General features: G+C 68.0%; 20 protein-coding genes, 1 pseudogene and 1 riboswitch. Of the genes and pseudogenes, 12 read left to right on the top strand and 9 right to left on the bottom strand.

The window, feature by feature from the left end; translation table 11 throughout:
* Nucleotides 1-137 precede the first annotated feature (137 nt).
* Both SOM39_RS09135 and alr read left to right on the top strand, forming a co-directional pair.
* Entirely contained in the window at nt 138-1451 is a 1314-nt protein-coding gene (locus tag SOM39_RS09135; RefSeq protein WP_217537926.1) for a D-amino acid dehydrogenase, read from the top strand.
* A complete protein-coding gene (alr, locus tag SOM39_RS09130) occupies nt 1430-2506 on the top strand; it encodes an alanine racemase (protein WP_320458156.1) in 1077 nt (358 codons plus the stop codon). Before SOM39_RS09135 ends, alr begins: the two co-directional genes overlap by 22 nt.
* On the opposite strand, the gene SOM39_RS09125 is transcribed toward alr, so the two are convergent.
* A complete protein-coding gene (locus SOM39_RS09125; RefSeq protein WP_217537925.1) occupies nt 2493-3053 on the bottom strand; it encodes a DUF3016 domain-containing protein in 561 nt (186 codons plus the stop codon). The two genes, alr and SOM39_RS09125, sit on opposite strands and share 14 nt — an antisense overlap.
* A 209-nt stretch (nt 3054-3262) precedes the next feature.
* Here SOM39_RS09125 and SOM39_RS09120 point away from each other — a divergent pair, with 209 nt between their 5' ends.
* Complete coding sequence (locus tag SOM39_RS09120; RefSeq protein WP_414715872.1) at nt 3263-5272, top strand: ATP-binding protein; 2010 nt, start codon at nt 3263-3265, stop codon at nt 5270-5272.
* A gap of 14 nt (nt 5273-5286) precedes the next feature.
* Entirely contained in the window at nt 5287-5577 is a 291-nt protein-coding gene (locus SOM39_RS09115; RefSeq protein ID WP_320458155.1) for a DUF3247 family protein, read from the top strand.
* A 42-nt stretch (nt 5578-5619) separates the two neighbouring features.
* On the opposite strand, the gene SOM39_RS09110 is transcribed toward SOM39_RS09115, so the two are convergent.
* Entirely contained in the window at nt 5620-5883 is a 264-nt protein-coding gene (locus SOM39_RS09110) for a hypothetical protein (RefSeq protein ID WP_068848976.1), read from the bottom strand.
* A gap of 150 nt (nt 5884-6033) precedes the next feature.
* Here SOM39_RS09110 and SOM39_RS09105 point away from each other — a divergent pair, with 150 nt between their 5' ends.
* The 3 genes from SOM39_RS09105 to SOM39_RS09095 are packed head-to-tail and all read left to right on the top strand — an operon-like array spanning nt 6034 to nt 8602.
* Entirely contained in the window at nt 6034-7152 is a 1119-nt protein-coding gene (locus SOM39_RS09105) for a class I SAM-dependent methyltransferase (protein WP_320458154.1), read from the top strand.
* Complete coding sequence (locus SOM39_RS09100; RefSeq protein WP_068854534.1) at nt 7149-7868, top strand: pseudouridine synthase; 720 nt, start codon at nt 7149-7151, stop codon at nt 7866-7868. Before SOM39_RS09105 ends, SOM39_RS09100 begins: the two co-directional genes overlap by 4 nt.
* A complete protein-coding gene (locus tag SOM39_RS09095; RefSeq protein WP_320458153.1) occupies nt 7865-8602 on the top strand; it encodes an HAD family phosphatase in 738 nt (245 codons plus the stop codon). The genes SOM39_RS09100 and SOM39_RS09095 overlap by 4 nt, the downstream gene beginning before the upstream one ends.
* 282 nt (nt 8603-8884) lie before the next feature.
* Here the strand turns inward: SOM39_RS09095 and fabB are convergent, their stop codons facing one another.
* On the bottom strand, nt 8885-10093 hold the full coding sequence (fabB, locus tag SOM39_RS09090) for a beta-ketoacyl-ACP synthase I (protein ID WP_068848982.1): 1209 nt from the start codon (nt 10091-10093) through the stop codon (nt 8885-8887).
* Nucleotides 10093-10608, bottom strand: coding sequence for a 3-hydroxyacyl-[acyl-carrier-protein] dehydratase FabA (fabA, locus tag SOM39_RS09085; protein WP_068854535.1), 516 nt, complete (start codon nt 10606-10608; stop codon nt 10093-10095). Before fabA ends, fabB begins: the two co-directional genes overlap by 1 nt.
* Nucleotides 10609-10827: 219 nt before the next feature.
* On the opposite strand from fabA, the gene dinB reads away from it, so the two are divergent.
* Nucleotides 10828-11895 (top strand): DNA polymerase IV, encoded by a 1068-nt coding sequence (gene dinB, locus SOM39_RS09080; protein WP_320458152.1) that lies wholly within the window; start codon nt 10828-10830, stop codon nt 11893-11895.
* Nucleotides 11896-12314: 419 nt separating this feature from the next.
* Here the strand turns inward: dinB and SOM39_RS09075 are convergent, their stop codons facing one another.
* Complete coding sequence (locus tag SOM39_RS09075; protein ID WP_320458151.1) at nt 12315-12953, bottom strand: NAD(P)-dependent oxidoreductase; 639 nt, start codon at nt 12951-12953, stop codon at nt 12315-12317.
* A 97-nt stretch (nt 12954-13050) separates the two neighbouring features.
* On the opposite strand from SOM39_RS09075, the gene SOM39_RS09070 reads away from it, so the two are divergent.
* Nucleotides 13051-13953: a LysR family transcriptional regulator gene (locus tag SOM39_RS09070; RefSeq protein ID WP_320458150.1), complete on the top strand. Its 903-nt coding sequence runs from the start codon at nt 13051-13053 to the stop codon at nt 13951-13953.
* 124 nt (nt 13954-14077) lie between these two features.
* Nucleotides 14078-14728, top strand: coding sequence for a phosphoglycolate phosphatase (gene gph, locus SOM39_RS09065; RefSeq protein ID WP_320458149.1), 651 nt, complete (start codon nt 14078-14080; stop codon nt 14726-14728).
* A gap of 254 nt (nt 14729-14982) precedes the next feature.
* On the opposite strand, the gene btuB is transcribed toward gph, so the two are convergent.
* Complete coding sequence (btuB, locus tag SOM39_RS09060; RefSeq protein WP_320458148.1) at nt 14983-16824, bottom strand: TonB-dependent vitamin B12 receptor; 1842 nt, start codon at nt 16822-16824, stop codon at nt 14983-14985.
* Between the two features lie 121 nt (nt 16825-16945).
* A riboswitch (cobalamin riboswitch) is annotated at nt 16946-17169 on the bottom strand.
* A 94-nt stretch (nt 17170-17263) separates the two neighbouring features.
* Between btuB and SOM39_RS09055 the strand changes: the two genes are divergently transcribed.
* Nucleotides 17264-17848 (top strand): histidine phosphatase family protein, encoded by a 585-nt coding sequence (locus tag SOM39_RS09055; protein WP_184124560.1) that lies wholly within the window; start codon nt 17264-17266, stop codon nt 17846-17848.
* Here SOM39_RS09055 and SOM39_RS09050 read toward each other — a convergent pair.
* Nucleotides 17845-18216 carry a TfoX/Sxy family protein gene (locus SOM39_RS09050; protein WP_320458147.1) on the bottom strand — a complete coding sequence of 124 codons (372 nt, stop codon included), beginning with the start codon at nt 18214-18216 and terminating at the stop codon, nt 17845-17847. The two genes, SOM39_RS09055 and SOM39_RS09050, sit on opposite strands and share 4 nt — an antisense overlap.
* Nucleotides 18213-18695, bottom strand: a complete 483-nt coding sequence (locus tag SOM39_RS09045; RefSeq protein WP_093532903.1) for a GAF domain-containing protein — start codon at nt 18693-18695, stop codon at nt 18213-18215. Before SOM39_RS09045 ends, SOM39_RS09050 begins: the two co-directional genes overlap by 4 nt.
* A gap of 86 nt (nt 18696-18781) precedes the next feature.
* Here SOM39_RS09045 and bioD point away from each other — a divergent pair, with 86 nt between their 5' ends.
* Nucleotides 18782-19465, top strand: a complete 684-nt coding sequence (bioD, locus tag SOM39_RS09040) for a dethiobiotin synthase (RefSeq protein WP_320458146.1) — start codon at nt 18782-18784, stop codon at nt 19463-19465.
* 3 nt (nt 19466-19468) lie between these two features.
* Here the strand turns inward: bioD and SOM39_RS09035 are convergent.
* Nucleotides 19469-20916 (bottom strand): annotated as a pseudogene (locus SOM39_RS09035) (PLP-dependent aminotransferase family protein).
* Nucleotides 20917-20963: the final 47 nt, after the last annotated feature.

Genomic DNA, 20963 nt, shown 5'->3' with positions numbered 1-20963 from the left:
CTCAGTGGTGTTGGCGGGACAATATCCTGCCTGAGGCGCCAAAAACAGCAAAATTGCTTGGTTTGGCCGGAATATACTTCCTCAATTATGGTCCCGGCACGCTCCAGTGCAGGGAATGATCGGGTTGGAGAGGTCTCATGCGCGTTCTAGTCCTAGGCAGTGGGGTAATCGGCACGACCAGTGCCTGGTACCTGCGGCAGGCCGGGTTTGAAGTCACGGTGGTGGACCGCCAGCCCGGCCCGGCGCTGGAAACCAGCTTCGCCAATGCCGGCCAGCTGTCGTTCGGCTATACCTCGCCGTGGGCCGCCCCGGGCGTGCCGCTGAAGGCGGTGAAGTGGCTGTTCTCCGAACACGCACCGCTGGCGATCCGCCCCGGGCTGGACCTGAACCAGTACCGGTGGCTGGCGCAGATGCTGCGCAACTGCACGCACGAGCGCTACGCCATCAACAAGGCGCGCATGGTGCGCATGTCCGAATACAGCCGCGACTGCCTCAACGAGCTGCGTGCGCAGACCGGCATTGCGTTTGAAGGCCGCGACCTGGGCACCACCCAGCTGTTCCGCACCCAGCAGCAGCTGGATGCCTCGGCGCAGGACATCGAAGTGCTGGCCCAGTACGGCGTGCCGTATGAAGTGCTGGACCGCGCCGGCATCATCGCCCACGAACCGGCGCTGGCCAGCGTGGCCGACAAGCTGGTGGGCGCGCTGTGGCTGCCGCGCGACCAGACCGGCGACTGCCAGCTGTTCACCCGCCGCCTGGCGCAGATGGCGATGGATGCGGGGGTGGAATTCCGCTTCGACCAGGACATCGCCGGGCTGGAAACCGACGGCGACCGCATCACCGGCGTGCGCATCGACGGCAAGGTCGAAACCGCCGACCGCTACGTGGTGGCGCTGGGCAGCTATTCGCCGTCGCTGGTGGCCCCGCTGGGCATGCACCTGCCGGTGTACCCGCTGAAGGGCTACTCGCTGACCCTGCCGATCACCAACGCGGCGATGGCGCCGACCTCGACCATCCTGGACGAGAGCTACAAGGTGGCGGTGACCCGTTTCGACGACCGCATCCGCGTGGGCGGCATGGCCGAAGTGGGCGGGTTCGACCTGTCGCTGTCGCCGCGCCGCCGCGCCACCCTGGAAAAGGTGGTGGGCGACCTGTACCCGGATGGCGGCGACCTGTCGCGCGCCGAATTCTGGACCGGGCTGCGCCCGGCCACCCCGGATGGCACGCCGGTGATCGGCGCCACCCCGTACCGCAACCTGTTCCTCAACACCGGCCACGGCACGCTGGGCTGGACCATGGCCTGCGGCTCGGGCCGCTATCTGGCCGACCTGATGAGCGCGCGCCAGCCGCAGATCAGCACCGAAGGCCTGGATATCTTCCGTTATGGCGGCCACCACGCCGCGTCCGTCCAACACAGTGAACCGAATGCATGCGCCCAGCCCGCGCGTTGATTGACCTGGAGGCGTTGCGCTCCAACTTCCGCCTGGCCCGTGAACTGGGCGGCGGCCGCAAGACTCTGGCCGCGGTAAAAGCCGATGCCTATGGCCACGGCGCGGTGGCCTGCGCGCGCGCGCTGGACGGCGAAGCCGATGCGTTCGGGGTAGCCTGCATTGAAGAGGCGCTGGAACTGCGCGCGGCCGGCATCACCTCGCCGATCCTGCTGCTGGAAGGGTTCTTCGACGCCGACGAGCTGCCGCTGATCGTGCAGCACAGCCTGTGGTTCGCGGTGGCCGCGCCGTGGCAGGTGGACGCGGTGGAAGCGTTCCAGACCGACGCCACGCTGCAGATCTGGTTGAAGCTGGACAGCGGCATGCACCGCCTGGGCCTGTCGCCCGAAGATTTCCGCGCCGCGCACGCGCGGCTGTCGGCGCTTCCGCAGGTGGCACCGATGGTGCTGATGAGCCACATGGCCCGCGCCGACGAACTGGACAGCCCGCGTACGCGTGAGCAGGCGGACCTGTTCGCCGCCACCATCGACGGCCTGGCCGGCGAAACCAGCCTGTGCAATTCACCGGCGCTGCTGGGCTGGCCGGACGTGCGCAGCGATTGGGTGCGCCCGGGCCTGATGCTGTACGGGGCCAATCCGTTGCAGAAGCACAATGCCTTCACCGAGCGCCTGCGCCCGGTGATGACCATGCAGTCGAAGATCTTCGCGGTCCGTGAGATCGCTTCGGGCGAACCGGTCGGCTACGGCGCCCGCTTCGTGGCCGAACGCCCCACCCGCGTGGGCGTGGTGGCGCTGGGGTATGCCGATGGCTACCCGCAGTTCGCGCCGAACGGCACCCCGGTCCAGATCGATGGCCAGCCCGGCCACCTGATCGGCCGGGTCTCGATGGACATGCTCACCGTGGACCTGACCGACCTGCCGCAGGCCGGGGTGGGCAGCACCGTGACGCTGTGGGGCGATGCCCCGCGCCTGCACGTGCTGGCCCCGCTGTGCAAGGTCAGCGCCTACCAGCTGCCGTGTGCGGTCAAACGCGTGGCGCGGGTGCTCAGCGGCGCGTAGGCGGCAGCAGGCGCCGCAGCCAGTCGTCGATCATCCGCTTCTCATAGCGCAGCGGGTCGTTGTTGCTGAGCAGGCCAGTGTTGCCCAGGTAGTTCATGTCGATCAGCTTCTCCTCGCCTTGGCGGACCACCCCACCGGTGGCGTCGCGCAGGGTGAAGGTCAGGGTCATCCGCGGCGGATAGATGTTGCGCATGATCCGCACGTCATTGCCGCGCGGGCCGTTCTGCGGCTCGAACTCGCCGGCCCGCTTGATGTCGGTGATCTCCACGTCCAGGGTCTGGCCCGGGGGCAGGCGCTTGCTGGCGCTGCTGCGCAGGTAATCGGCAAGCTGCTGCACCCAGTTGCCGCTTTGGGCCTCGAACCGGTTGGTGCTGCTGCGGATTTCAGTGAACTGGGCCGGGTCCGTCCACTTCACCTGGACCGGGCTTTCGCCGGTGAGCGCACGGGGCGCCTTGGGGTCGGTGACGGTGCGCGGGGCGGCCGACGCGCTGCCGACAAGCAGCAGCAGACAGCCCAGAGCACCAGCCAGCAAGGGTTTGCGGTTCATGGCGTTGCCTCGGTCGGAGCGGCGGAAGAAGGTCGGTACTGAGTGTGATCCTGATCCGCCAGCGGGACAATTGCCAGAAACGGCAGGCAGGATTACCGGTAGCCGGCAATTCACTTACGTCAAACCGGCAGGGGGCGCTTGACGCTACGAATACGCGCTCTGGAAGATGCTGTCTCCCTCCGTTCCACCAGTTGCCCCTCTTGACGCCCTTGCCCAGCCTGCCCGCCTCAACCCTGGAACGCGCCCCGTACGTGCCTTCGGCGTCCGATCCTTCCTTGCACCGCAGCGTGCTGGAAGGCCTCAGCGCTGGCTTCTGCATCATCGAGGTGATGATCGAAGACGGCGTGGGGGTCGACTACCGTTTCCTGGAAGTCAACGATGCCTTCGAGCGCAACACCGGCTTGAACCAGGCCTCCGGCCGGCTGATGAGCGAACTGCAGCCGACCCACGAGCCGGAGTGGTACCGGGTGTACGGCCAGATCGCCCTGACCGGGCGCTCCCAGCAGTTCGAGCTGGAAGCACGCGCGCTGGGCCGCTGGTATGCGGTCGAGGCGATGCGGGTAGGCGAGCCGCACGAACATCGCGTCGCTGTGCTCTTCTTCGACATCACCAACCGCAAGCAGATCGAAGTGGAGCTGGCCGAAAGCGAGGCGCGTTTCAGCGCGCTGGCCGATGGCCTGCCCATGCCCGTGTGGGTGCTGGACGAACGCGCGCATGCGCGCTTCGTCAACAGCGCCTTCAGCGAATTCTTCGGTGGTGACGAACAGCGCGTGCCGGAAGATGTCTGGCGCGGCCTGGTCCACCCCGACGATGTGTCCGTGTTCGATTACGAGCTGCAGGCCGCGATCAAGGCGCAGCGCTCCATGCAGGTGCTCGTGCGCGGGCTGCGCGCCGATGGCCAGTGGCGTTGGCTGGAAATGAGCGCCCAGCCACGCTTCTCGCGCATGGGCCGGTTCATCGGCCTGGCCGGCAGCAGCACCGACGTTACCGACCGCCGCGAAATCGAAATGGCGCGCGAAGAGCTGCTGCAGTCCGAGCGCGCCGCGCGCAATGCCGCTGAAAGCATGGCGCGGCTGAAGGACGAATTCCTGGCCACGCTCTCGCACGAGCTGCGCACGCCGCTGACCACCATCCTGGGTTGGAGCGAGCTGCTGCTGCAGCGCGTGGACAGCACCAGCCCGCTGTTCAAGGGGCTGGGCGTGATCGCCAACAGCGCCATGGCGCAGAAGCGGCTGATCTCGGACATGCTGGACCTGAGCAGCATGCTGCTGGGCAAGGTGCAGCTGGAGGTGGAAGTACTGGATCTGCGCGTCCAGCTCACCGAGGCCATGCGCGCCCAGGAACTGGTAGCCGAAGGCAAGGCGCTGGAAACCCGGCTGGTCATGCCTGACGAACCGGCGCTGGTGCTGGGCGATGCCACGCGCCTGCAGCAGGTGCTGTGGAACCTGCTCAGCAACGCCATCAAGTTCACCCCCGCCGCCGGCTCGGTCACGGTCACCCTGGCCACCGACGGTGATCACTGGACAGTGACTGTGGCCGATTCGGGCGACGGCATTGCGCCGGAGTTCCTGCGCCATCTGTTCAGCCGCTTCCGCCAGGCCGATGGCACCACCACCCGCCGCCATGGCGGGCTGGGCCTGGGCCTGGCGATCGTGCAGCAGCTGGTGGAACTGCACGGCGGCACGGTCACGGCCAACAGCGAAGGCCAGGGGCAGGGTGCGGAATTCACCGTGCAGCTGCCGCGCTACCAGCCCCAGGCCGATGGCCGGCCGCTGCGCGAAGTGTTCAGTGGCCCGATCCGCGAACAGCTGATCGAGCCGTACCCGCTCAAGGGCCTGCGCCTGCTGGCGGTGGAAGACCAACCCGAAGTGCTGGAATACCTGCGCCGGCTGCTGGAAGAGCAGGGCGCGCAGGTCACCGCGGCGGCTTCGGCCGGCGAAGCATTGGCACTGCTGGATGCTGGCGGGCATGAGGCGGTGGATGTGCTGCTGACCGACATCGGCATGCCGGGCATGGACGGGTATGGGCTGGTGAGTGCGCTGCGCCAGGACTTCGGGCTTGATGCCAACGCGTTGCCGATCGTGGCGGTGACCGCGCTGGCCCGTGCCGACGACCGCAAGCGCGCGCTGGCATCGGGCTTCCAGGAACACGTGGCCAAACCCTATTCGGTCGCCCAGCTGGTCACCGCAGTACGCAGCGTCCTGGCCGGACGGAATTGAATCAAAGGAACCGCATGTCCCGCATCGCCCCCCGCATCCACACGAACCCGGCCGACATCGCCCAGCTCGAGGCGTTGCTGCCCCAGCTCAAAGGCCAGACCCAGGTCGAAGTCACGCTGAAAGACGGCCGCCGCCTGCTCGGCACTGTGGCGGTACAGCCCACGGTGCAGCAGTACCGCGATGCGGAAGAGAACGAAGGCAGCAACGGCCAACTGCGCCTGGATGATCTGGATGCCCCGGTGCAGCAGCATGTGCTGTGGCTGGATGAGATCAGCGCGATCCGCCACCTGCCCCCGGTGGAATGACCCTCCGGGCCGTGCCGGGCCCTGCCCGGCACGCGCCTTTCCTCAATGCGTGAAGACTTCCGGCTCAGCTTCGAAGCGGCGCGCATAGGCGCGCTCATCCGCAATCCGGGCGACTTCGTCATCGGCCATGTCGGGCGCGCCGTACACCGCATAGGCCACGGCGCCATCGGCCTGCTTGCCCACCTGGTGCAACCGGTACCTCGAATGCCCACCACCGGTGTCCTCGGGGTAGTGCACCGGCGGCTGTGCGCCCTCCAGATCCATTTCGCTGTTGTCGACCACGCCACCGACGAACAATGCGCGCATGAGCTACCTCCGTTGCGAATGAGCCTTCACCCTGACCGACGGCATGTTGCCATGGCATCAAGGCAGCGTTGAATAAACGCAAATCGGCCGCCGAACGGGGCCGATCGGCCGAAACGGTAGAATGGCGGTCTCTTTTCAAGATGTGCCCCCATGGCTGCCCAGCACGACGCCCCCCTGGAAACCCTGTTCCTGCCGTTCGGCGGCGCGCTGACCTGGCCGTCCGGGCCGGTGCTGTTCCTGCGTGCCCGCGATGGCTGGCCGCTGCGCGAGCACGCCCAGCCGGGCCAGCTGGTCTGCGAGCAGAGCTTCCGCCCGTTCGCCGATGCGCTGGAAGCCAGCGGCTGGACCGTGCGCGACGAGCAGCAGCTGGCCGATGACACCACCCGCTACGCGCTGGTGCTGGTGCTGCCGCCGCGCCAGCGTGAAGAAGCCCGCGCGCTGTTTGCCCGCGCACTGGCGCTGGCCGCCCCGGGCGGCATCGTGGTGGCCTGCCAGCACAACAACGAAGGCGCCCGCTCCGGCGAAGGCGACCTGCAGCAGCTGGCCGGGCTGGGCGGCAAGATGACCAAGAACCACTGCCGGGTGTACTGGACCGCGCCGTTGGATGGCCAGCATGACGCGGCCCTGGCCCAGCGCTGGGCTGCGCTGGACGCGCCGCGCGCGATCCTGGGCGGGCGCTTCCAGAGCCGCCCGGGCATCTTCGCCTGGGACCGCATCGACCCGGCCTCGGCGCTGCTGGTGGAACAGCTGCCGGCCGACCTGGCCGGCCGCGGCGCGGACCTGGGGGCCGGCTTCGGCTACCTGTCCAGCGAAGTGCTGCAGCGCTGCCCGCAGGTGAGCGCGCTGGACCTGTTCGAGGCCGAAGGCCGCGCGCTGGCGCTGGCCAGGGTCAATCTGGAGGCACTGGGCAAGCCGGCCAAGCTGGGCTTCCACTGGCAGGACGTCACCGCCGGCATCGAGGCGCAGTACGACTTCATCGTCACCAACCCGCCGTTCCACACTCCCTCGCGTGCCGACCGCCCGGACATCGGCCAGCGCTTCATCGCCGTGGCCGCGCAGGCGCTGCGCCCGGGCGGGCGGATGTGGCTGGTGGCCAACCGCCACCTGCCGTACGAGCAGATCCTCAACGAAAGCTTCGGCCAGGTGCGCGTGGCTGCAGAACGCGACGGCTTCAAGCTGATCGAGGCGACCAAGGCCAGCAAGAGCCCCACCCCCGCCAGGGCCCCGCGCAGCGACGAGCCGAAGTGGGGCCGCGGGGGCCGCGCATGAAGCTGGTGAAACTGCTGGCCAACCTGGGTTACGGCAGCCGCAAGCAGGTGCAGGGCATGTTCCGCGAGGGGCTCATCACCGATGCGGACGGCGAGGTGCTGTACGCCGATGACCAGGTCGCCCACGAAGCGATCCGGGTCGAGGGGGAGCCGCTGGATCCGCCGCAGGGGCTGACCCTGATGCTGCACAAGCCGCGTGACTACACCTGTTCGACCAAGGACAAAGGCCGGCTGATCTACGACCTGTTGCCGCCGCGCTTCCGCGAGCGTTCGCCGGTGCTCTCGTCGGTGGGCCGGCTGGACCGCGACACCAGTGGCCTGCTGCTGATGACCGACGACGGCGCCCTGCTGCACCGGATCGTGTCGCCCAAGTCGCGGCTGGACAAGGCCTACCAGGTCACCGTGGCCGAAGACCTGCGCGGTGACGAGGTGGCACGTTTCGCCAGCGGCGCGCTGATGCTGGAAGCGGACGACAAGCCGCTGCTGCCGGCCGAACTGCACGTGCGCTCGGCGCGCGAGGCCGAACTGGTGCTGCACGAGGGCCGCTACCACCAGGCCCGGCGCATGTTCGCGGCGGTGGGCAACCACGTGCAGGCACTGCACCGCAGCCGCATCGGCGGGCTGTCGCTGGGCGACCTGCCCGAGGGCGAGTGGCGCATGCTCGATGCGGCGGACCTGGAAACGCTGTTCACCGGGCATCTCACCGACGCGTCATGACCGCCATCGCCGCACTGCCGTTCCTGCCCGAAGCGGTCATCTTCGACATGGATGGCCTGATGATCGACAGCGAGCGGGTGTCCATTGCGTGCTGGTCGCAGGCCGCACGGGAACTGCAGCTGCCGTTCGCCGATGACTTCTGGCTGGGCATGGTCGGATTGGGCGACCGTGACTGCGAACAGCGGCTGCTGCGCCACATCGATGCCGGGCAGGTGGCCGCGCTGTATGCGCGCTGCCACGACCTGTATGAAGCGCGCACCCAGCAGGGGCTGCCGCTGCGTCCCGGCATACTGGCGCTGCTGCAGCTGCTGCAGGCACACGCCCTGCCGCGAGCGGTGGCGACGTCCACGCGCGAGCCGCGCGCGTCGCGCAAACTGGCGGCGGCGGGTTTGCTGGGTTACTTCGACCACGTGGTCACCAGCAGCGACGTGGCCCACCCGAAGCCGGCGCCGGACATCTACCTGCTGGCGGCGCGGAAACTGGGCAAGGATCCCGCGCGCTGCCTGGCGCTGGAAGACTCGCCGGCCGGCATCCGCGCGGCGGTAGGCGCCGGCATGACCGCGATCCAGGTGCCGGACCTGGTACATCCGGATGCCGACCTGCGCGCGCTCGGCCATCGCATCGTGGAATCGCTCACCGACGCCCACGCACTGCTGCTGCCGCTGCTGCAAAGCGACGGTAAAGCCGAAGGGTGGAACCGAAGGGTAAAACCGAAGGGTAGAGCCGAAGGGTAGAGCCGAAGGGTAGAGCCGAAGGGTAGAGCCGACTGTTAGTCGGCTAAGCGCGAAGCGCGATCATAGACCCCGCCAAAGGCAGCCGACTAACAGTCGGCTCTACCGGGAATTCCGCCCGTCATTCCATCCGGCATTCCACCCGTCATACCACGCGGAATTCCATGTGGCATTCCACGCGGAATTTCACCCAGCATTCCATGCGGATTTCCGCATTATTCCGCCCGTAAACCAACAAAAAAACCCGGCACGTGGCCGGGTTTTTCATGTCGATGCCGCGCGGAATCACACCCGCCCGAACACCAGCGCTGCGTTGGTGCCGCCGAAGCCGAAGCTGTTGGACATCACCGTGTTCAACTGCTTGTCCTGGCTCTCGCGCACGATCGGGAAACCTTCCACGGCCGGGTCCAGTTCGCCGATGTTGGCCGAACCGGCAATGAAACCATCGCGCATCATCAGCAGGCAGTAGATCGCTTCGTGCACGCTGGCCGCACCCAGCGAATGGCCCGACAGCGCCTTGGTCGACGACAGCGGCGGAATCGATTCGCCGAACACTTCGCGCACCGCCTTCAACTCGGTGACATCGCCCAGGGGAGTCGAGGTGCCGTGCGTGTTGAGGTAGTCGATCGGGCCGCTGAGGTTCTGCATGGCCATGTTCATGCAGCGCACCGCGCCTTCACCGGACGGGGCGACCATGTCGGCACCGTCGGAGGTGACGCCGTAGCCCACCAGTTCGGCATAGATGCGTGCACCGCGTGCCACGGCGTGGTCGTAGTCTTCCAGCACCAGCATGCCGCCGCCACCGGCGATGACGAAGCCGTCGCGGTCCTTGTCGTACGGGCGCGATGCGGTGGCCGGGGTGTCGTTGAAGCGGGTGGACAGCGCGCCCATCGCATCGAACATGACGCTCATCGACCAGTGCAGGTCTTCACCGCCACCGGCGAACATCACGTCCTGCGCGCCATGCCGGATCAGGTCGGCGGCGGCGCCGATGCAGTGCGCGGAGGTTGCGCAGGCAGCGGACAGCGAGTAGCTCAGGCCCTTGATCTGGAAGGCGGTGGCCAGGCAGGCCGAGACGGTGGAGCACATCGTGCGCGGCACCATGTACGGGCCGACCTTGCGCACGCCACGCGCGCGCAGGATGTCGGCCGATTCGACCTGCCACTGGCTGGAGCCACCGCCGGAGCCTGCAATCAGGCCGGTGCGCGGGTTGACCACCTGCGCTTCGTCCAGGCCGGCATCGGCGATGGCGTCGCGCATGGCGATGTAGGCGTAGGCCGAGGCATCGCTCATGAAGCGCTTGAGCTTGCGGTCGATCTGCGCGTCCAGGTCCAGTTCGATGTTGCCGCCCACGTGGCTGCGCAGGCCGGCGTCGGCGTGGTCGGGAAGGTTGCGGATGCCGGCGCGGCCTTCACGCAGTGCGGTGGAGACGGTGTCCAGATCGTTGCCCAGGCACGAGGTGATGCCCATTCCGGTAATGACGACGCGACGCATCAGAAGTTCTCGGTGGAAGTGAACAGACCTACGCGGAGGTCTTTGGCGGTATAGATTTCGCGACCGTCGACCAGCATGCGGGCATCGGACTGCGCCATGACCAGCTTGCGGTTGATGACGCGGGTGATGTCGATTTCGTAGGTGACACGCTTTGCGTCGGGCAGCACCTGGCCGGTGAACTTCACTTCACCGCAGCCGAGTGCGCGGCCACGGCCGGGCGCGCCCAGCCAGGTGAGGTAGAAGCCGGTGAGCTGCCACATTGCGTCCAGGCCGAGGCAACCGGGCATCACCGGGTCGCCGATGAAATGGCAGCCGAAGAACCACAGGTCGGGGCGGATATCCAGTTCCGCGCGCACGTAGCCTTTGCCGTGTGGACCGCCGTCATCGCGGATGTCGGTGATGCGATCGAACATCAGCATCGGGTCATTGGGCAGGCGACCGCTGCCCGGCCCGAACAGTTCGCCACGGGCACTGGCCAGCAGCTGTTCGCGCGAGAACGCGTTGAGACGAGTCATGGAAAACGCAATCCTGAAGATGGAGGGCGGCGGTTTGTTGCCGTTGAAAGCACCCAAGAGTGCAGAGTAATTTCCATTCAATCAAACGTTTTAACCGTACGCCGGCGTAGTGTTTTCAGCTTGAAAAACGCATGTTGTTGTTATGAAAAGACCATACTCAGGCGTGTGGCTGTAATCTTGTTCATCTATTCCCGCCGCTTGGGCCCTTGAGCTTCCGCCGTGTCCGCACAACGCAAGATCATCCACGTCGACATGGACGCGTTTTACGCGTCGGTGGAGCAGCGCGACAATCCGTCGCTGCGGGGGCTGCCGGTGGTGGTGGCGTGGAAGGGGGCGCGTTCGGTGGTGTGCGCGGCGTCGTACGAGGCGCGGGTGTTCGGGATCCGTTCGGCGATGCCGGCGATGCGGGCGGAGCGGCTGTGTCCGGATGCGGTGTTCGTGCCGCCGGATTTCGTGCGCTACAAGGCGGTGTCGCGCCAGGTGCGGGAGATTTTCCTGCGGCATACGGATCTGGTGGAGCCGTTGTCGCTGGATGAGGCGTACCTGGATGTGACGGTGCACAAGGGCGGGATGACGGTGGCGACGGAGATCGCGGCGCTGATCCGCGCGCAGATCCGGGAGGAGACGCAGTTGACGGCGTCGGCGGGGATCGCGCCGAACAAGTTCCTGGCGAAAATCGCGTCGGATTGGCGCAAGCCGGACGGGCAGTTCGTGGTGCCGCCGCACCGGATCGATCAGTTCCTGATGCCGCTGCCGGTGAAGCGGGTGCCGGGGGTGGGCAAGGTGATGGAGGGCAAGCTGTCGGAGCTTGGGATCGTGACGGTAGGCGATCTGCGTGGGTTGCGGCTGGAGGAGCTGGAAGGGCGCTTCGGCAGTTTCGGGGCGAGTCTGTACCGGCGTGCGCGTGGTATCGATGAGCGTCCGGTGGAGCCGGACCAGCCGGTGCAGTCGATTTCGTCGGAGGATACGTTCGCGGAGGATCTGCCGCTGGAGGCGCTGGAGCCGGCGATCGTGGAGCTTGCGGGCAAGACGTGGAACGCAACGCGGAAGACGGACCGGGTGGGGCACACGGTGGTGCTGAAGTTGAAGACGTCGCAGTTCCGGATCATCACGCGCAGTTTCACGCCGGAATCGCCGCCGGAAACGCTGGAGGAGCTGCGCGATATCGCGCTTGCGTTGCGCGCGCGCGTGGATCTGCCGGCGGAGACGCGGTATCGGTTGGTGGGGGTTGGCTTGGGCGGGTTCCGCGAACGCGAACCAGTGAGCCAGATGGGGTTGTTTGAATGAAGCAACAGCAACAGCAACTGCGACGCTTCACTGCTCCGGGTAGCGGGCCGGCGGGTGCGGGTTGGCGGGACACGCCGTGAACCGCCCTCCGGGCCCCGGCCCAACCGCCAGCGGTTGTGCGTTCAGTCGCACGCGAGGCAGTGCCTCGCAAGCAGTGCGCCTTCACCCATGGGGGCTTGTAGAAAACATCCATGTTTTCTACAGTCCCGCCAACCCGCCCCCGCCGGCCCGCCCAAGCTGGGCTGGCACTCAATGAACAGCGGGAGCAACTGCGCATGGCAACCGACCGCGGGAACTTGAAGGCACTGTCCTCAGGTCGGTGGGACGACGGTAGGGTCGCATCCCAATCGACCGCCGATGGCAATGCAACGCGCGGTGGGGCATGAAAATCACCACACGCCGCGCATCACCACTCTCGATCAATACGCCACGGTCGCAATCGTCCGCACGTACTGCGGCTTCTCGATCTCGCTCACGAACGCATCGGCGTAATCGGCGTAACTGATCCGGCTGTGCCCGTCGGCGCCGACCAGGAACTGCTTGGCCTGGGTGCGGAAACCACCCTTCTGCGGCCCCGGGCCGATTTCAGCCGCCGGCGAATAGAACGTCCAGTCGAGGTCATCCACCTTCTGCAGAAGGTTGAACGCCTGGCGCGCGGCGAGTGCAACGGGCTTGTACGCATCGGGGAAGCCTTCGGTGTCGACCAGCTGCACGCCCGGGGCGACTTCGAGGGTGCCGGCGCCGCCGACCATCAGGAAGCGCGGGACGCCGGCCTGGCGGGCGGCCTTGACCAGTTCGGCGGTGACGGTGGTGACGGTGGACGGGTCATCGCCGGGACGCGGGCCGAAGGCGCTGGCGAGGACGTCGTGGCCGGCGATGACGGCGGCCAGGGCGTCGGTGTCGTCGAGGGCGGCGACGGCGAGCTGGGCGCCGTCGAGTTCGGCGGGCAGGCCGCTGTCGCGACGGACGATGGCGGTGACCTGATGGCCACGGGCCAGGGCCTGGCGGGTGATTTCACGGCCGATGTTGCCGGTGGCACCGACGAGGGCGATCTTCATGGGGCAGGGTCCGTTGTGGGAGGAAGGCCAGCATATGCGCCTGAAAGCGGACGAAAAACCGCGTATAACGGCCTAATTTGTTGCGCGGATCGATCAAATGGACCGGCTTACGGCAATGCAGGTGTTCGTGGAGGTGGCCGAGCGCGGCAGCCTGACGGCGGCGGCGGATGCGCTGGATATGTCGCGGGCGATGGTGACGCGGTACCTGGCGGAGGTGGAAACGTGGCTGGGGGCGCGGCTGCTGCACCGGACCACGCGGCGGATCAGCCTGACCGGGCCGGGGGAGGCGGCGCTGCTGCGGTTCCGGCAGATGCTGGCCATCGGCGATGAGCTGCAGGGCGAGGTGGCCAGCGACAACCCGGAGCCGCATGGGGTGTTGCGGGTGACGGCGAGTGTGTCGTTCGGGCAGCTGCACCTGGCGGCGGCGGTGGCGGAGTTCGTGCGGCGGCATCCGTTGACGCGGGTGGAGCTGTTGCTGGTGGACCGGGTGGTGAACCTGGTGGAGGAGCGGGTGGATGTGGCGGTGCGGATTTCGCGGGCGATTGATCCGAGCCTGATCGCGCGGTGGCTGGCGCCGTGCCGGTCGGTGTTGTGCGCGGCGCCTTCGTATCTGGCCGAGCGGGGCACGCCGGTAAGTGCCGACGGGTTGGCGGGGCATAACTGCCTTACCCATCACTACGTGGGTAAAAGCGTGTGGCAGTTGCAGCGGCAGGGGCGTGCGATTTCGGTGGCGGTGGGCGGCAACATCAGTGCCAACGAGGCGTCGCTGTTGCTGGAGGCGGTGCGGGCGGGGGCGGGGATTGCGATGTTGCCGACGTACCAGATCGCGCCGCTGCTGCGTTCGGGTGCGCTGGTGGAGGTGTTGCCGGAGTACCAGGTGGAGGAGATGGGCATCCATGCGGTCTATGCGTCGCGGCGGCAGTTGCCGGCGGTGATGCGCAGCTTTCTGGATTTCCTGGTGGAACGGTTTGCGGGGGAGGAGTTCCTGGCGCGGATCTGACGCGCCTCGATCTGGCTTCGCGTGGGACACGCCATGCGTGTCTTCGCGGTGCCGGGCTGCACGCAGCGTCGCAGGGCGTGGCTCTACAATCGGTGGTCCCCCATGTTCAGAAGCGATCCTTGCCTTGTCCTATCCTTACCCGCTGGTGATTTTTGATCTGGACGGCACGCTGGTCGACAGCGCGGCCGATATCGCCGAGGCGCTCAACCGCACGCTGGAAGGCTGGCAGCTGTCGCGCGTGCCCGAAGCTACCGTGCTGACCTGGATCGGTGATGGCGTGCGCCGCCTTGTCGAGCAGGCCTTCACCGCGGACCGCAGCGACATCGATCTGGATCGGGTGATGCCCGGTTTCATGCGGCACTACGAAGCGTGCCTGCTGCGCAGCCCGCGGCTGTACGACGGCGTGGTACCGGCGCTGGAAGCGTTGCGCTCGCGTAATGTGACCCTTGCCATCTGCACCAACAAGCCGTCGGCCATGGTCGCGCCGCTGCTCGCCCACCTGGGCGTGCAGGACTTCTTCGCAATGGTACTGGGCGGCGATTCGTTGCCTGAGCGCAAGCCCAGCGGCGTGCCGCTGCGGCATATCGCCGCTGCGTTCGGGGTGGCCCCCACGGCCGCCTTGATGGTGGGGGATTCGATCACCGACTATCGCGCCGCGGTGGATGCGGGCATGCCGGTAGCGCTGGTGCGTTACGGGTATCCGCGCGGGTTGGACCTGGCGACGGTGGACGCGGTGGCGGTGGTGGACGACCTGCGGGCGTTGCCCGGGTTGTAGCGCGGTCGTGGCGTCGTGCCGACCAACGGTCGGCACCTACCGTGCTCGTGGAGCGGCCGTGACGCCGTACCGTGCTCGTGGAGCGGCCGTGACGCCGTACCGTGCTCGTGGAGCGGCCGTGACGCCGTACCGTGCTCGTGGAGCGGTCGTGACGCCGTACCGTGCTCGTAGTGCGGCGGTGACGCCGAGCCGTGCTCGTGCACCCGGTAGCGCCGGCCGTTGGCCGGCACCTTGCGATGCCGGCCAACGCCGGTTTACTTCGGCTGGTAACGCACGCTCAGGCGGTACTCGCGGCCCGGCTGGTTGTACCAGGCCACCGTTTCGTAATCGCGGTCGAACACGTTGCTGACCCGGCCCAGCACCGACCAGTCGCGGCTGATCGCGTATTCCAGGCGCAGGTCCACGGTGCCATACCCGGCCAGGCGCACGCTGTTGTCGGCGTTGTCGTAGCGCTTGCCGGCACCGAAGGCGGTGACGCCTGCGCGGAAGTTTCCGAAGCGGCGGTCGATATCCAGGCGTGCGGTGTCCTGCGCGCGGCGGGCCAGCCAGTTGTCGAATTGGGCGCTGCCGTCGGTGCGGTTGCGCGGGTCGGTGTGGCTGAGCTGTGCGCTGAGGTCAAAGCCGGCCACGGTCATTGAGCCGGTCAGCTCGGCGCCACGGATCCGCGCCTTTTCCACCTGCGACATCATGAAGGTGGTGGCGTCGTAGGTGATCAGGTCATCGATGCGGGTTTCATACACATCCAGGCCCCAGCGCCAGCTGTCGCCCTGCTGGGCGATGCCGAGGTTGGCGCTCTTGGATTTCTCGGGATCCAGCCCGGGCACGCCGCTCCACGGGTCATACAGGTCACTGAAGGTCGGTGCCTTGAACGCGGTGCCGTAGCTGGCATTGAGGCGGAAGCCACTGCCCAGTTCCATGCCCCAGCCCAGGCTGCCGGTGGTGTGGTTGCCGAACTGTTCGTTGTCGTCGTTGCGCACGCTGGCCTGCAGGTGGTGCGCGCCGAAGCGGCCCTGGTACTGCACGAACACGCCGGTGTTGTCGCGGCTGTCGACCAGATAGCCCGCGCTGCTGCCGTCCAGGTTGTCCTGGCTCCAGTCCACGCCGGCGCTGAGCAGCTGGCCGTCGGCGATGCCCACGTCGGCCTGCACCGAGGCGCTGTCGCGGTGGGTCTGCGCGGCGCCCAGCCAGGTATCGTCGTTGTAGTTGTCCGACTCGTTGTCGGCACGGCCGACGTTGGCGGTCAGGGTGAAGCGCTCGCTCGGCGTGTAGCGGACCTTGCCGCCCAGCACCTGCTGCAGGGTTTCGGAGTAGTTGTAGTAGCCGTCGTAGTGGTTCTCGCCTTCGGCGCGCAGCGCGGTGCCTTCCACGCTCAGGCTGTCGGTCAGCGTGTAGCCGCCGCGCAGGCTCATCGACAGGTTGCGGTACCCGTCGCGGTCGGGTTCGTTGGCGCCGCAGCCGGCGAAGGTGACCGGATCACCGTTGCAGGAATTGATCCCGTCGGTGTGCTGGTAGGCGATGTCCGTGCCGAACCAGCCGCGCGCGCCGGTGCCACCGAAGCCGCCGCTGGCTTCGCGCAGGCCGTTGCTGCCGCCGCCCAGTTGCAGGTGGGGGGCGAAGGCGCCGGCATTGCGGCGGGTGAAGATCTGGATCACGCCGCCGATCGCATCCGCGCCGTACAGGCTGGACTGCGGGCCGCGCACGATTTCCACGCGTTCGATCTGCGCCAGCGGCAGGTCCTGCAGCATGGCCAGGCCAAGGTCGCCGGTGTTGATGCGCACGCCATCGACCAGCACCAGGGTGTGGGCCGAATTGGTGCCGCGCAGGAACAGCGAGCTCTGCTTGCCCAGGCCGCCGCTGTTGTTGAGGTTGATGCCGGCGCGGCCGCGCAGCAGGTCCTGCAGCGACGGCGCCTGGCTGCGCTCGATTTCGGCGCGGTCGATCACCTGCGCCGGCGAGATGCTGTCCTGCAGGGCAATCGGGGTGCGCGTGGCGGTCACCAGCACCTGGTCCAGTGCGGTGGCATCGTCCTGTGCGGCGGCCATACCGGGCAGCGCCGAGAGTACGGCCAGGGAAAGAAGGCGGATCTGCAGCTTCATCGTTGACTCCAAACACCGCGCACGCCCGCGCGGCAAGGTTGTGGGAGGCGGTCAACGGGGGCAGGGACGGTGGGCGGGCGCAGGTACGGCGCCGCTTGCCGCCGCCATGCCCGCCGCATCGCAACCAGTCGTCTTCCAGGCCGGTCTCCGGGCTCGCGGGCCGATGGCGGACCATCGCGCCAGGCGCCTTCCCATGCTTGCGCACAGTGGCATGTTGCCTGGCTTCCACGCTTACCGTTGCGGGGGCAGCGCCGGAATGGCAGCAGGCAGGACCTGTTGCGTCACCGGCTTCCCGTTTCAACCTGCCGGCTTGCGCCGCAGGTCACCTGAAAGTGGGCGCAGTGTAGAGCAAAGCCCGGCCGCCGGCGCACTGCCGGCAGGGGCGGTGCGACGCCAGCGGTTAGAATGCGCCTCGCTTTTTGACGTGGTTGCAGTCCCTATGATCCTGGACCTGATCCGGCACGCGGCCACTGGCCGCGACGACCACCTGGATGGGCGTACCGATCCGCCGCTGGACGTGCAGGGCATCGATCTGATCTGCGCACGCCATGCCGACCTGCACTGGCAGCGCGTGCTGAGTTCACCGCGCCGGCGTGCGCTGGACACCGCCGCTGCGTTGGCGCTGCCGCGCGGGTTGGAGGTGATCGCGGACGAGGAGTGGGAGGAGCTGGATTTCGGCGACTGGGACGGCCAGCCGCTGCAGGCGCTGCCGATGCAGGCGCTGCAGGCGTTCCACCTCGACCCGCATGCGAACCCGCCGCCGCATGGTGAAAGCTGGGGGCATTTCGAGCGCCGCATCGCGCGCGCATTGCATCGGCTGCTGGATGAGCCCGAGCCGGTGCCAACGCTGGTGGTCAGCCATGGCGGCCCGTTGCGGATGGTGCTGTCGCAGGTGTGCGGGCTGCCGATGGCGATGTGCTGGGCGCTGCGCATCGACCACGGTACGCGGCTGCAGCTGCGGGTGGAGCGGGACGATGGGGAGCTTTGGGGGGAGCTACTGGAGTTGCAGCAGGCGTCGCCCTAGCGGTCGTCGTCGGTGTCGAACGGGGCGTCGCCGCCGTCGGCATCGTCATCGTCATCGTTGGCCACGGTGCGGTCATACACCGGGCCCGAGGCCGGCGGTGCCTTCTTCAGCGGCTTGTCGGCGATGATCGCGTCGTATTCGGCCACCAGCTCGGCGCGGCGCGCTTCGGGCAGTTCCTGCCAGTGGCAGTCCTGCAGCGCGCCTTCGAGCGAGTAGAGCAGGTTGAGGCTCGGTTTGAAGCCGGCGCGGCGTACTTTCACGAACGCGCCCACCGACCCGGCCGCGGCCAGGTCTTCGGCAGTGCGCAGACCGACCTGGCGCAGCCAGGCCGCGCTCTTGGGGCCGATGTTGCGCAGCTTGGTGCTCATCCCAGGGCCTCGACGAACACCGCGGCGATGGCTTCCAGCCCGGCCTGGTCGTCGGCATCGAAACGGGCCAGCACCGGGCTGTCCAGGTCGAACACCCCGATCAGGGTGTCGCCCTGGACCAGCGGCACCACCAGTTCCGAGCGCGAGGCCGAATCACAGGCGATGTGGCCGGGGAAGGCGTCCACGTCCTCGATGCGTTGGGTTACCCGCTGCGAGGCGGCCGCGCCGCACACACCCTTGTCCAGCGGAATGCGCACGCAGGCCGGCAGGCCCTGGAACGGGCCGACCACCAGTTCAGTGCCATCAAACAGGTAGAAACCCACCCAGTTCAGCTGCGGCAGTGCGTGGTAGACCAGCGCTGACAGGTTGGCGGCATTGGCAATGCGGTCGCGTTCACCGTGCACCAGGGCACGGGCCTGGGCCAGCAGCTGGCCGTACTGTTCCGGCTTGCTGCCGGTGAGCGTGGAAGTATCGAACATGGCCGCAGTCTAGCAAGCGCGGCCGGCGGCCGGACCCACCGGCAGCGGAACGCTGATAATGGGCCCCCCTGTTCATCGGTCCGGCCATGTCATCGCTTTCCGCCCCGCCTGCCGCGTTCTACGTCACCGGTACCGATACCGGCATCGGCAAGACCTTCAGCAGCTGCGCCCTGCTGCACGCGCTGCGCCAACGCGGGTACCACGCGGTGGGCATGAAGCCGGTGGCCAGCGGCTGCGAGCAGACCGCCGACGGCCTGCGCAACGAGGATGCCACGGCGCTGCTGGCCGCCAGCGACCCGGCCCCGGCCTATGCCGACCTCAACCCCTACGCACTGCCGCTGCCGCTGGCCCCGGAACTGGCCGCCGAGGCGGCGGGGGTGACGCTGTCACTGGATCCGATCGAGGCGGCGTTCGCCCGCCTGCGCGCGCAGGCCGACACCGTGGTGGTGGAAGGCGTGGGCGGCTGGCTGGCACCGCTGTCGGCCACGCTGGACCAGTCGCACCTGGTGCAGGCGCTGCAGCTGCCGGTGGTGATGGTGGTGGGCCTGCGGCTGGGCTGTCTCAACCACGCGCGGCTGACCGCGCAGGCGATCAGCGCCAGCGGTGCAACCTGCATCGGCTGGATCGCCAACGAGGTGGACCCGCAGATGGAGCGCATCGACGACAACGTGGCGCTGCTGCGCGCGCGCCTGCCGATGCCGTTCTGGGGCCGGCTGCCGTACGCACCGGGCGCCGATCCGGCGCAGCTGGCCCGCCACCTGCTCGGCTGAGGGTCAGCCGCGCAGGTGGCGGGCCAGCAGGGCAGTGGCCAGCCGGCCGACGCTGGCAATGGCGTCCACGTAGCGCGCGTCCAGGTCCTGGCAGCACGACAGCCGCAGGCAGTGCCGGTAGCGGGCGCCGCGCGAATACACCTGGCCGGGCATGAACACCACGCCCTCGGCCAGCGCCTGTTCGAACAGCACGCTGCTGTCCACGCCAGCCGGCAGTTCGATCCACAGCAGGAAACCGCCGCTGGGCTGGGTGGCCAGGGTACCGGGCGGGAAGTGCTGGGCCACCAGCGCACGCACGCGCCCGACCTGCTCACGGTACAGCCGGCGCAGCCCCCGCAGGTGGTGTTCGTAGCTGCCCGCTTCCAGGAACGCGGCAACCGCCTCGCCCAGCAGCTGCGATTCGGCGCCGGTGGACTGGAACTTCAGCAGCTGGATGTCGGCGGCGAAGCGCCCGCCATCGAGCCAGCCGATCCGGTAATCCGGTGCGAGCGTCTTGGAAAAACCGTTGACCACCATCACCCAACCGTCCTCGTCGAACGCCTTCAACAACGGCGCCAGCGGCTCCTGGTACTGCAGTTCGGCATAGACCGCATCTTCGATCAGCGGTACCTGGTACTGGTTCACCAGTGCCGCCAGGCGCTGCTTGGCCGCTACCGGCAGGGTGCAGCCGAGCGGATTGTGCACGCTGGGCATGGCGACAATGGCGGCGAGTGCGCCTGCCTGCAGCTGCGCTTCCACCGCATCCACGTCGAGCCCCTCGCGCGGGTCGGTGGGCAGCTCGATCGCCTTCAGGCCCAGGTTGGCCAGCAATGGGTACAGGTTGAAATAGGAGGGGGCTTCGATGCCGACCGCATCGCCCGGCCGGGTCACCGCACGCAGGGCCAGCTGCAGCGCTTCCATCGCGCCATGGGTGAGCACCAGCCGCTCCATCGTGGTGTGCAGGCCCAGCCGCGGGCCGCGCCGCACGATCTGCTCCAACAGCCGCCTGGCCCCGTTGGGGCGTGCGTAGGTGCGCACCATCGCCGGGGTGCGCCGCAGTACCTGTGCGGTGGCACGGGCCAGCCGTGCGGCAGGGTAGAAACGTTCGCCGCGTGGACCGGCGAAAGCCAGGTCGACGATGCCCGGTTGCCGCTGCGCCTCCAGCACGCGCGCCATCATCAGCTGCTGGGCCTGGGTGGTGGCCAGCGCCGGGGCCTGGCGCAGCGAGCGGGTGGGTTCGGGCAGGCGCGCGCTGACCACGAACCCGGCCTTGGGCCGCGGCATCACCAGCCCCGCATCCTCCAACTGCCGGTAGGCGGCGATGACCGTGTTCAAGCTGAGCTGGCGCTGCGCGGCCAGGCCGCGCAGGGACGGCAGGCGCGCACCGGCTGCAGGCGGCCGCCGTGGATGGCGTCGGCCAGTTCGTCGGCCAGGGATTGGTAGAGGTTGGCGGCCATGGAATCTGTAACCATGAGGGTCGCCAGCATGGTGCGCTGTACCCTGGACGCCTTGCAACCTG

Source organism: Stenotrophomonas sp. CFBP8994 (genome assembly GCF_034044835.1).
GTDB classification, from domain to species: Bacteria; Pseudomonadota; Gammaproteobacteria; order Xanthomonadales; family Xanthomonadaceae; genus Stenotrophomonas; species Stenotrophomonas rhizophila_A.
The sequence above is the reverse complement of the archived record's forward strand: the minus strand, read 5'-3'. Positions and strand labels throughout refer to the sequence as shown.

Bases quoted from the DNA above. Each gene is read 5' to 3' on its own strand.
- SOM39_RS09105 (WP_320458154.1), top strand. From the start codon at position 6,034: ATGGCTGCCCAGCACGACGCCCCCCTGGAAACCCTGTTCCTGCCGTTC.
- fabA (WP_068854535.1), bottom strand. From the start codon at position 10,608: ATGACTCGTCTCAACGCGTTCTCGCGCGAACAGCTGCTGGCCAGTGCC.
- alr (WP_320458156.1), top strand. From the start codon at position 1,430: ATGCGCCCAGCCCGCGCGTTGATTGACCTGGAGGCGTTGCGCTCCAAC.
- SOM39_RS09110 (WP_068848976.1), bottom strand. From the start codon at position 5,883: ATGCGCGCATTGTTCGTCGGTGGCGTGGTCGACAACAGCGAAATGGAT.
- bioD (WP_320458146.1), top strand. From the start codon at position 18,782: ATGTCATCGCTTTCCGCCCCGCCTGCCGCGTTCTACGTCACCGGTACC.
- SOM39_RS09095 (WP_320458153.1), top strand. From the start codon at position 7,865: ATGACCGCCATCGCCGCACTGCCGTTCCTGCCCGAAGCGGTCATCTTC.
- SOM39_RS09070 (WP_320458150.1), top strand. From the start codon at position 13,051: ATGGACCGGCTTACGGCAATGCAGGTGTTCGTGGAGGTGGCCGAGCGC.
- SOM39_RS09115 (WP_320458155.1), top strand. From the start codon at position 5,287: ATGTCCCGCATCGCCCCCCGCATCCACACGAACCCGGCCGACATCGCC.
- SOM39_RS09100 (WP_068854534.1), top strand. From the start codon at position 7,149: ATGAAGCTGGTGAAACTGCTGGCCAACCTGGGTTACGGCAGCCGCAAG.
- fabB (WP_068848982.1), bottom strand. From the start codon at position 10,093: ATGCGTCGCGTCGTCATTACCGGAATGGGCATCACCTCGTGCCTGGGC.
- btuB (WP_320458148.1), bottom strand. From the start codon at position 16,824: ATGAAGCTGCAGATCCGCCTTCTTTCCCTGGCCGTACTCTCGGCGCTG.
- SOM39_RS09075 (WP_320458151.1), bottom strand. From the start codon at position 12,953: ATGAAGATCGCCCTCGTCGGTGCCACCGGCAACATCGGCCGTGAAATC.
- SOM39_RS09135 (WP_217537926.1), top strand. From the start codon at position 138: ATGCGCGTTCTAGTCCTAGGCAGTGGGGTAATCGGCACGACCAGTGCC.
- SOM39_RS09125 (WP_217537925.1), bottom strand. From the start codon at position 3,053: ATGAACCGCAAACCCTTGCTGGCTGGTGCTCTGGGCTGTCTGCTGCTG.
- SOM39_RS09045 (WP_093532903.1), bottom strand. From the start codon at position 18,695: ATGTTCGATACTTCCACGCTCACCGGCAGCAAGCCGGAACAGTACGGC.
- SOM39_RS09055 (WP_184124560.1), top strand. From the start codon at position 17,264: ATGATCCTGGACCTGATCCGGCACGCGGCCACTGGCCGCGACGACCAC.
- SOM39_RS09050 (WP_320458147.1), bottom strand. From the start codon at position 18,216: ATGAGCACCAAGCTGCGCAACATCGGCCCCAAGAGCGCGGCCTGGCTG.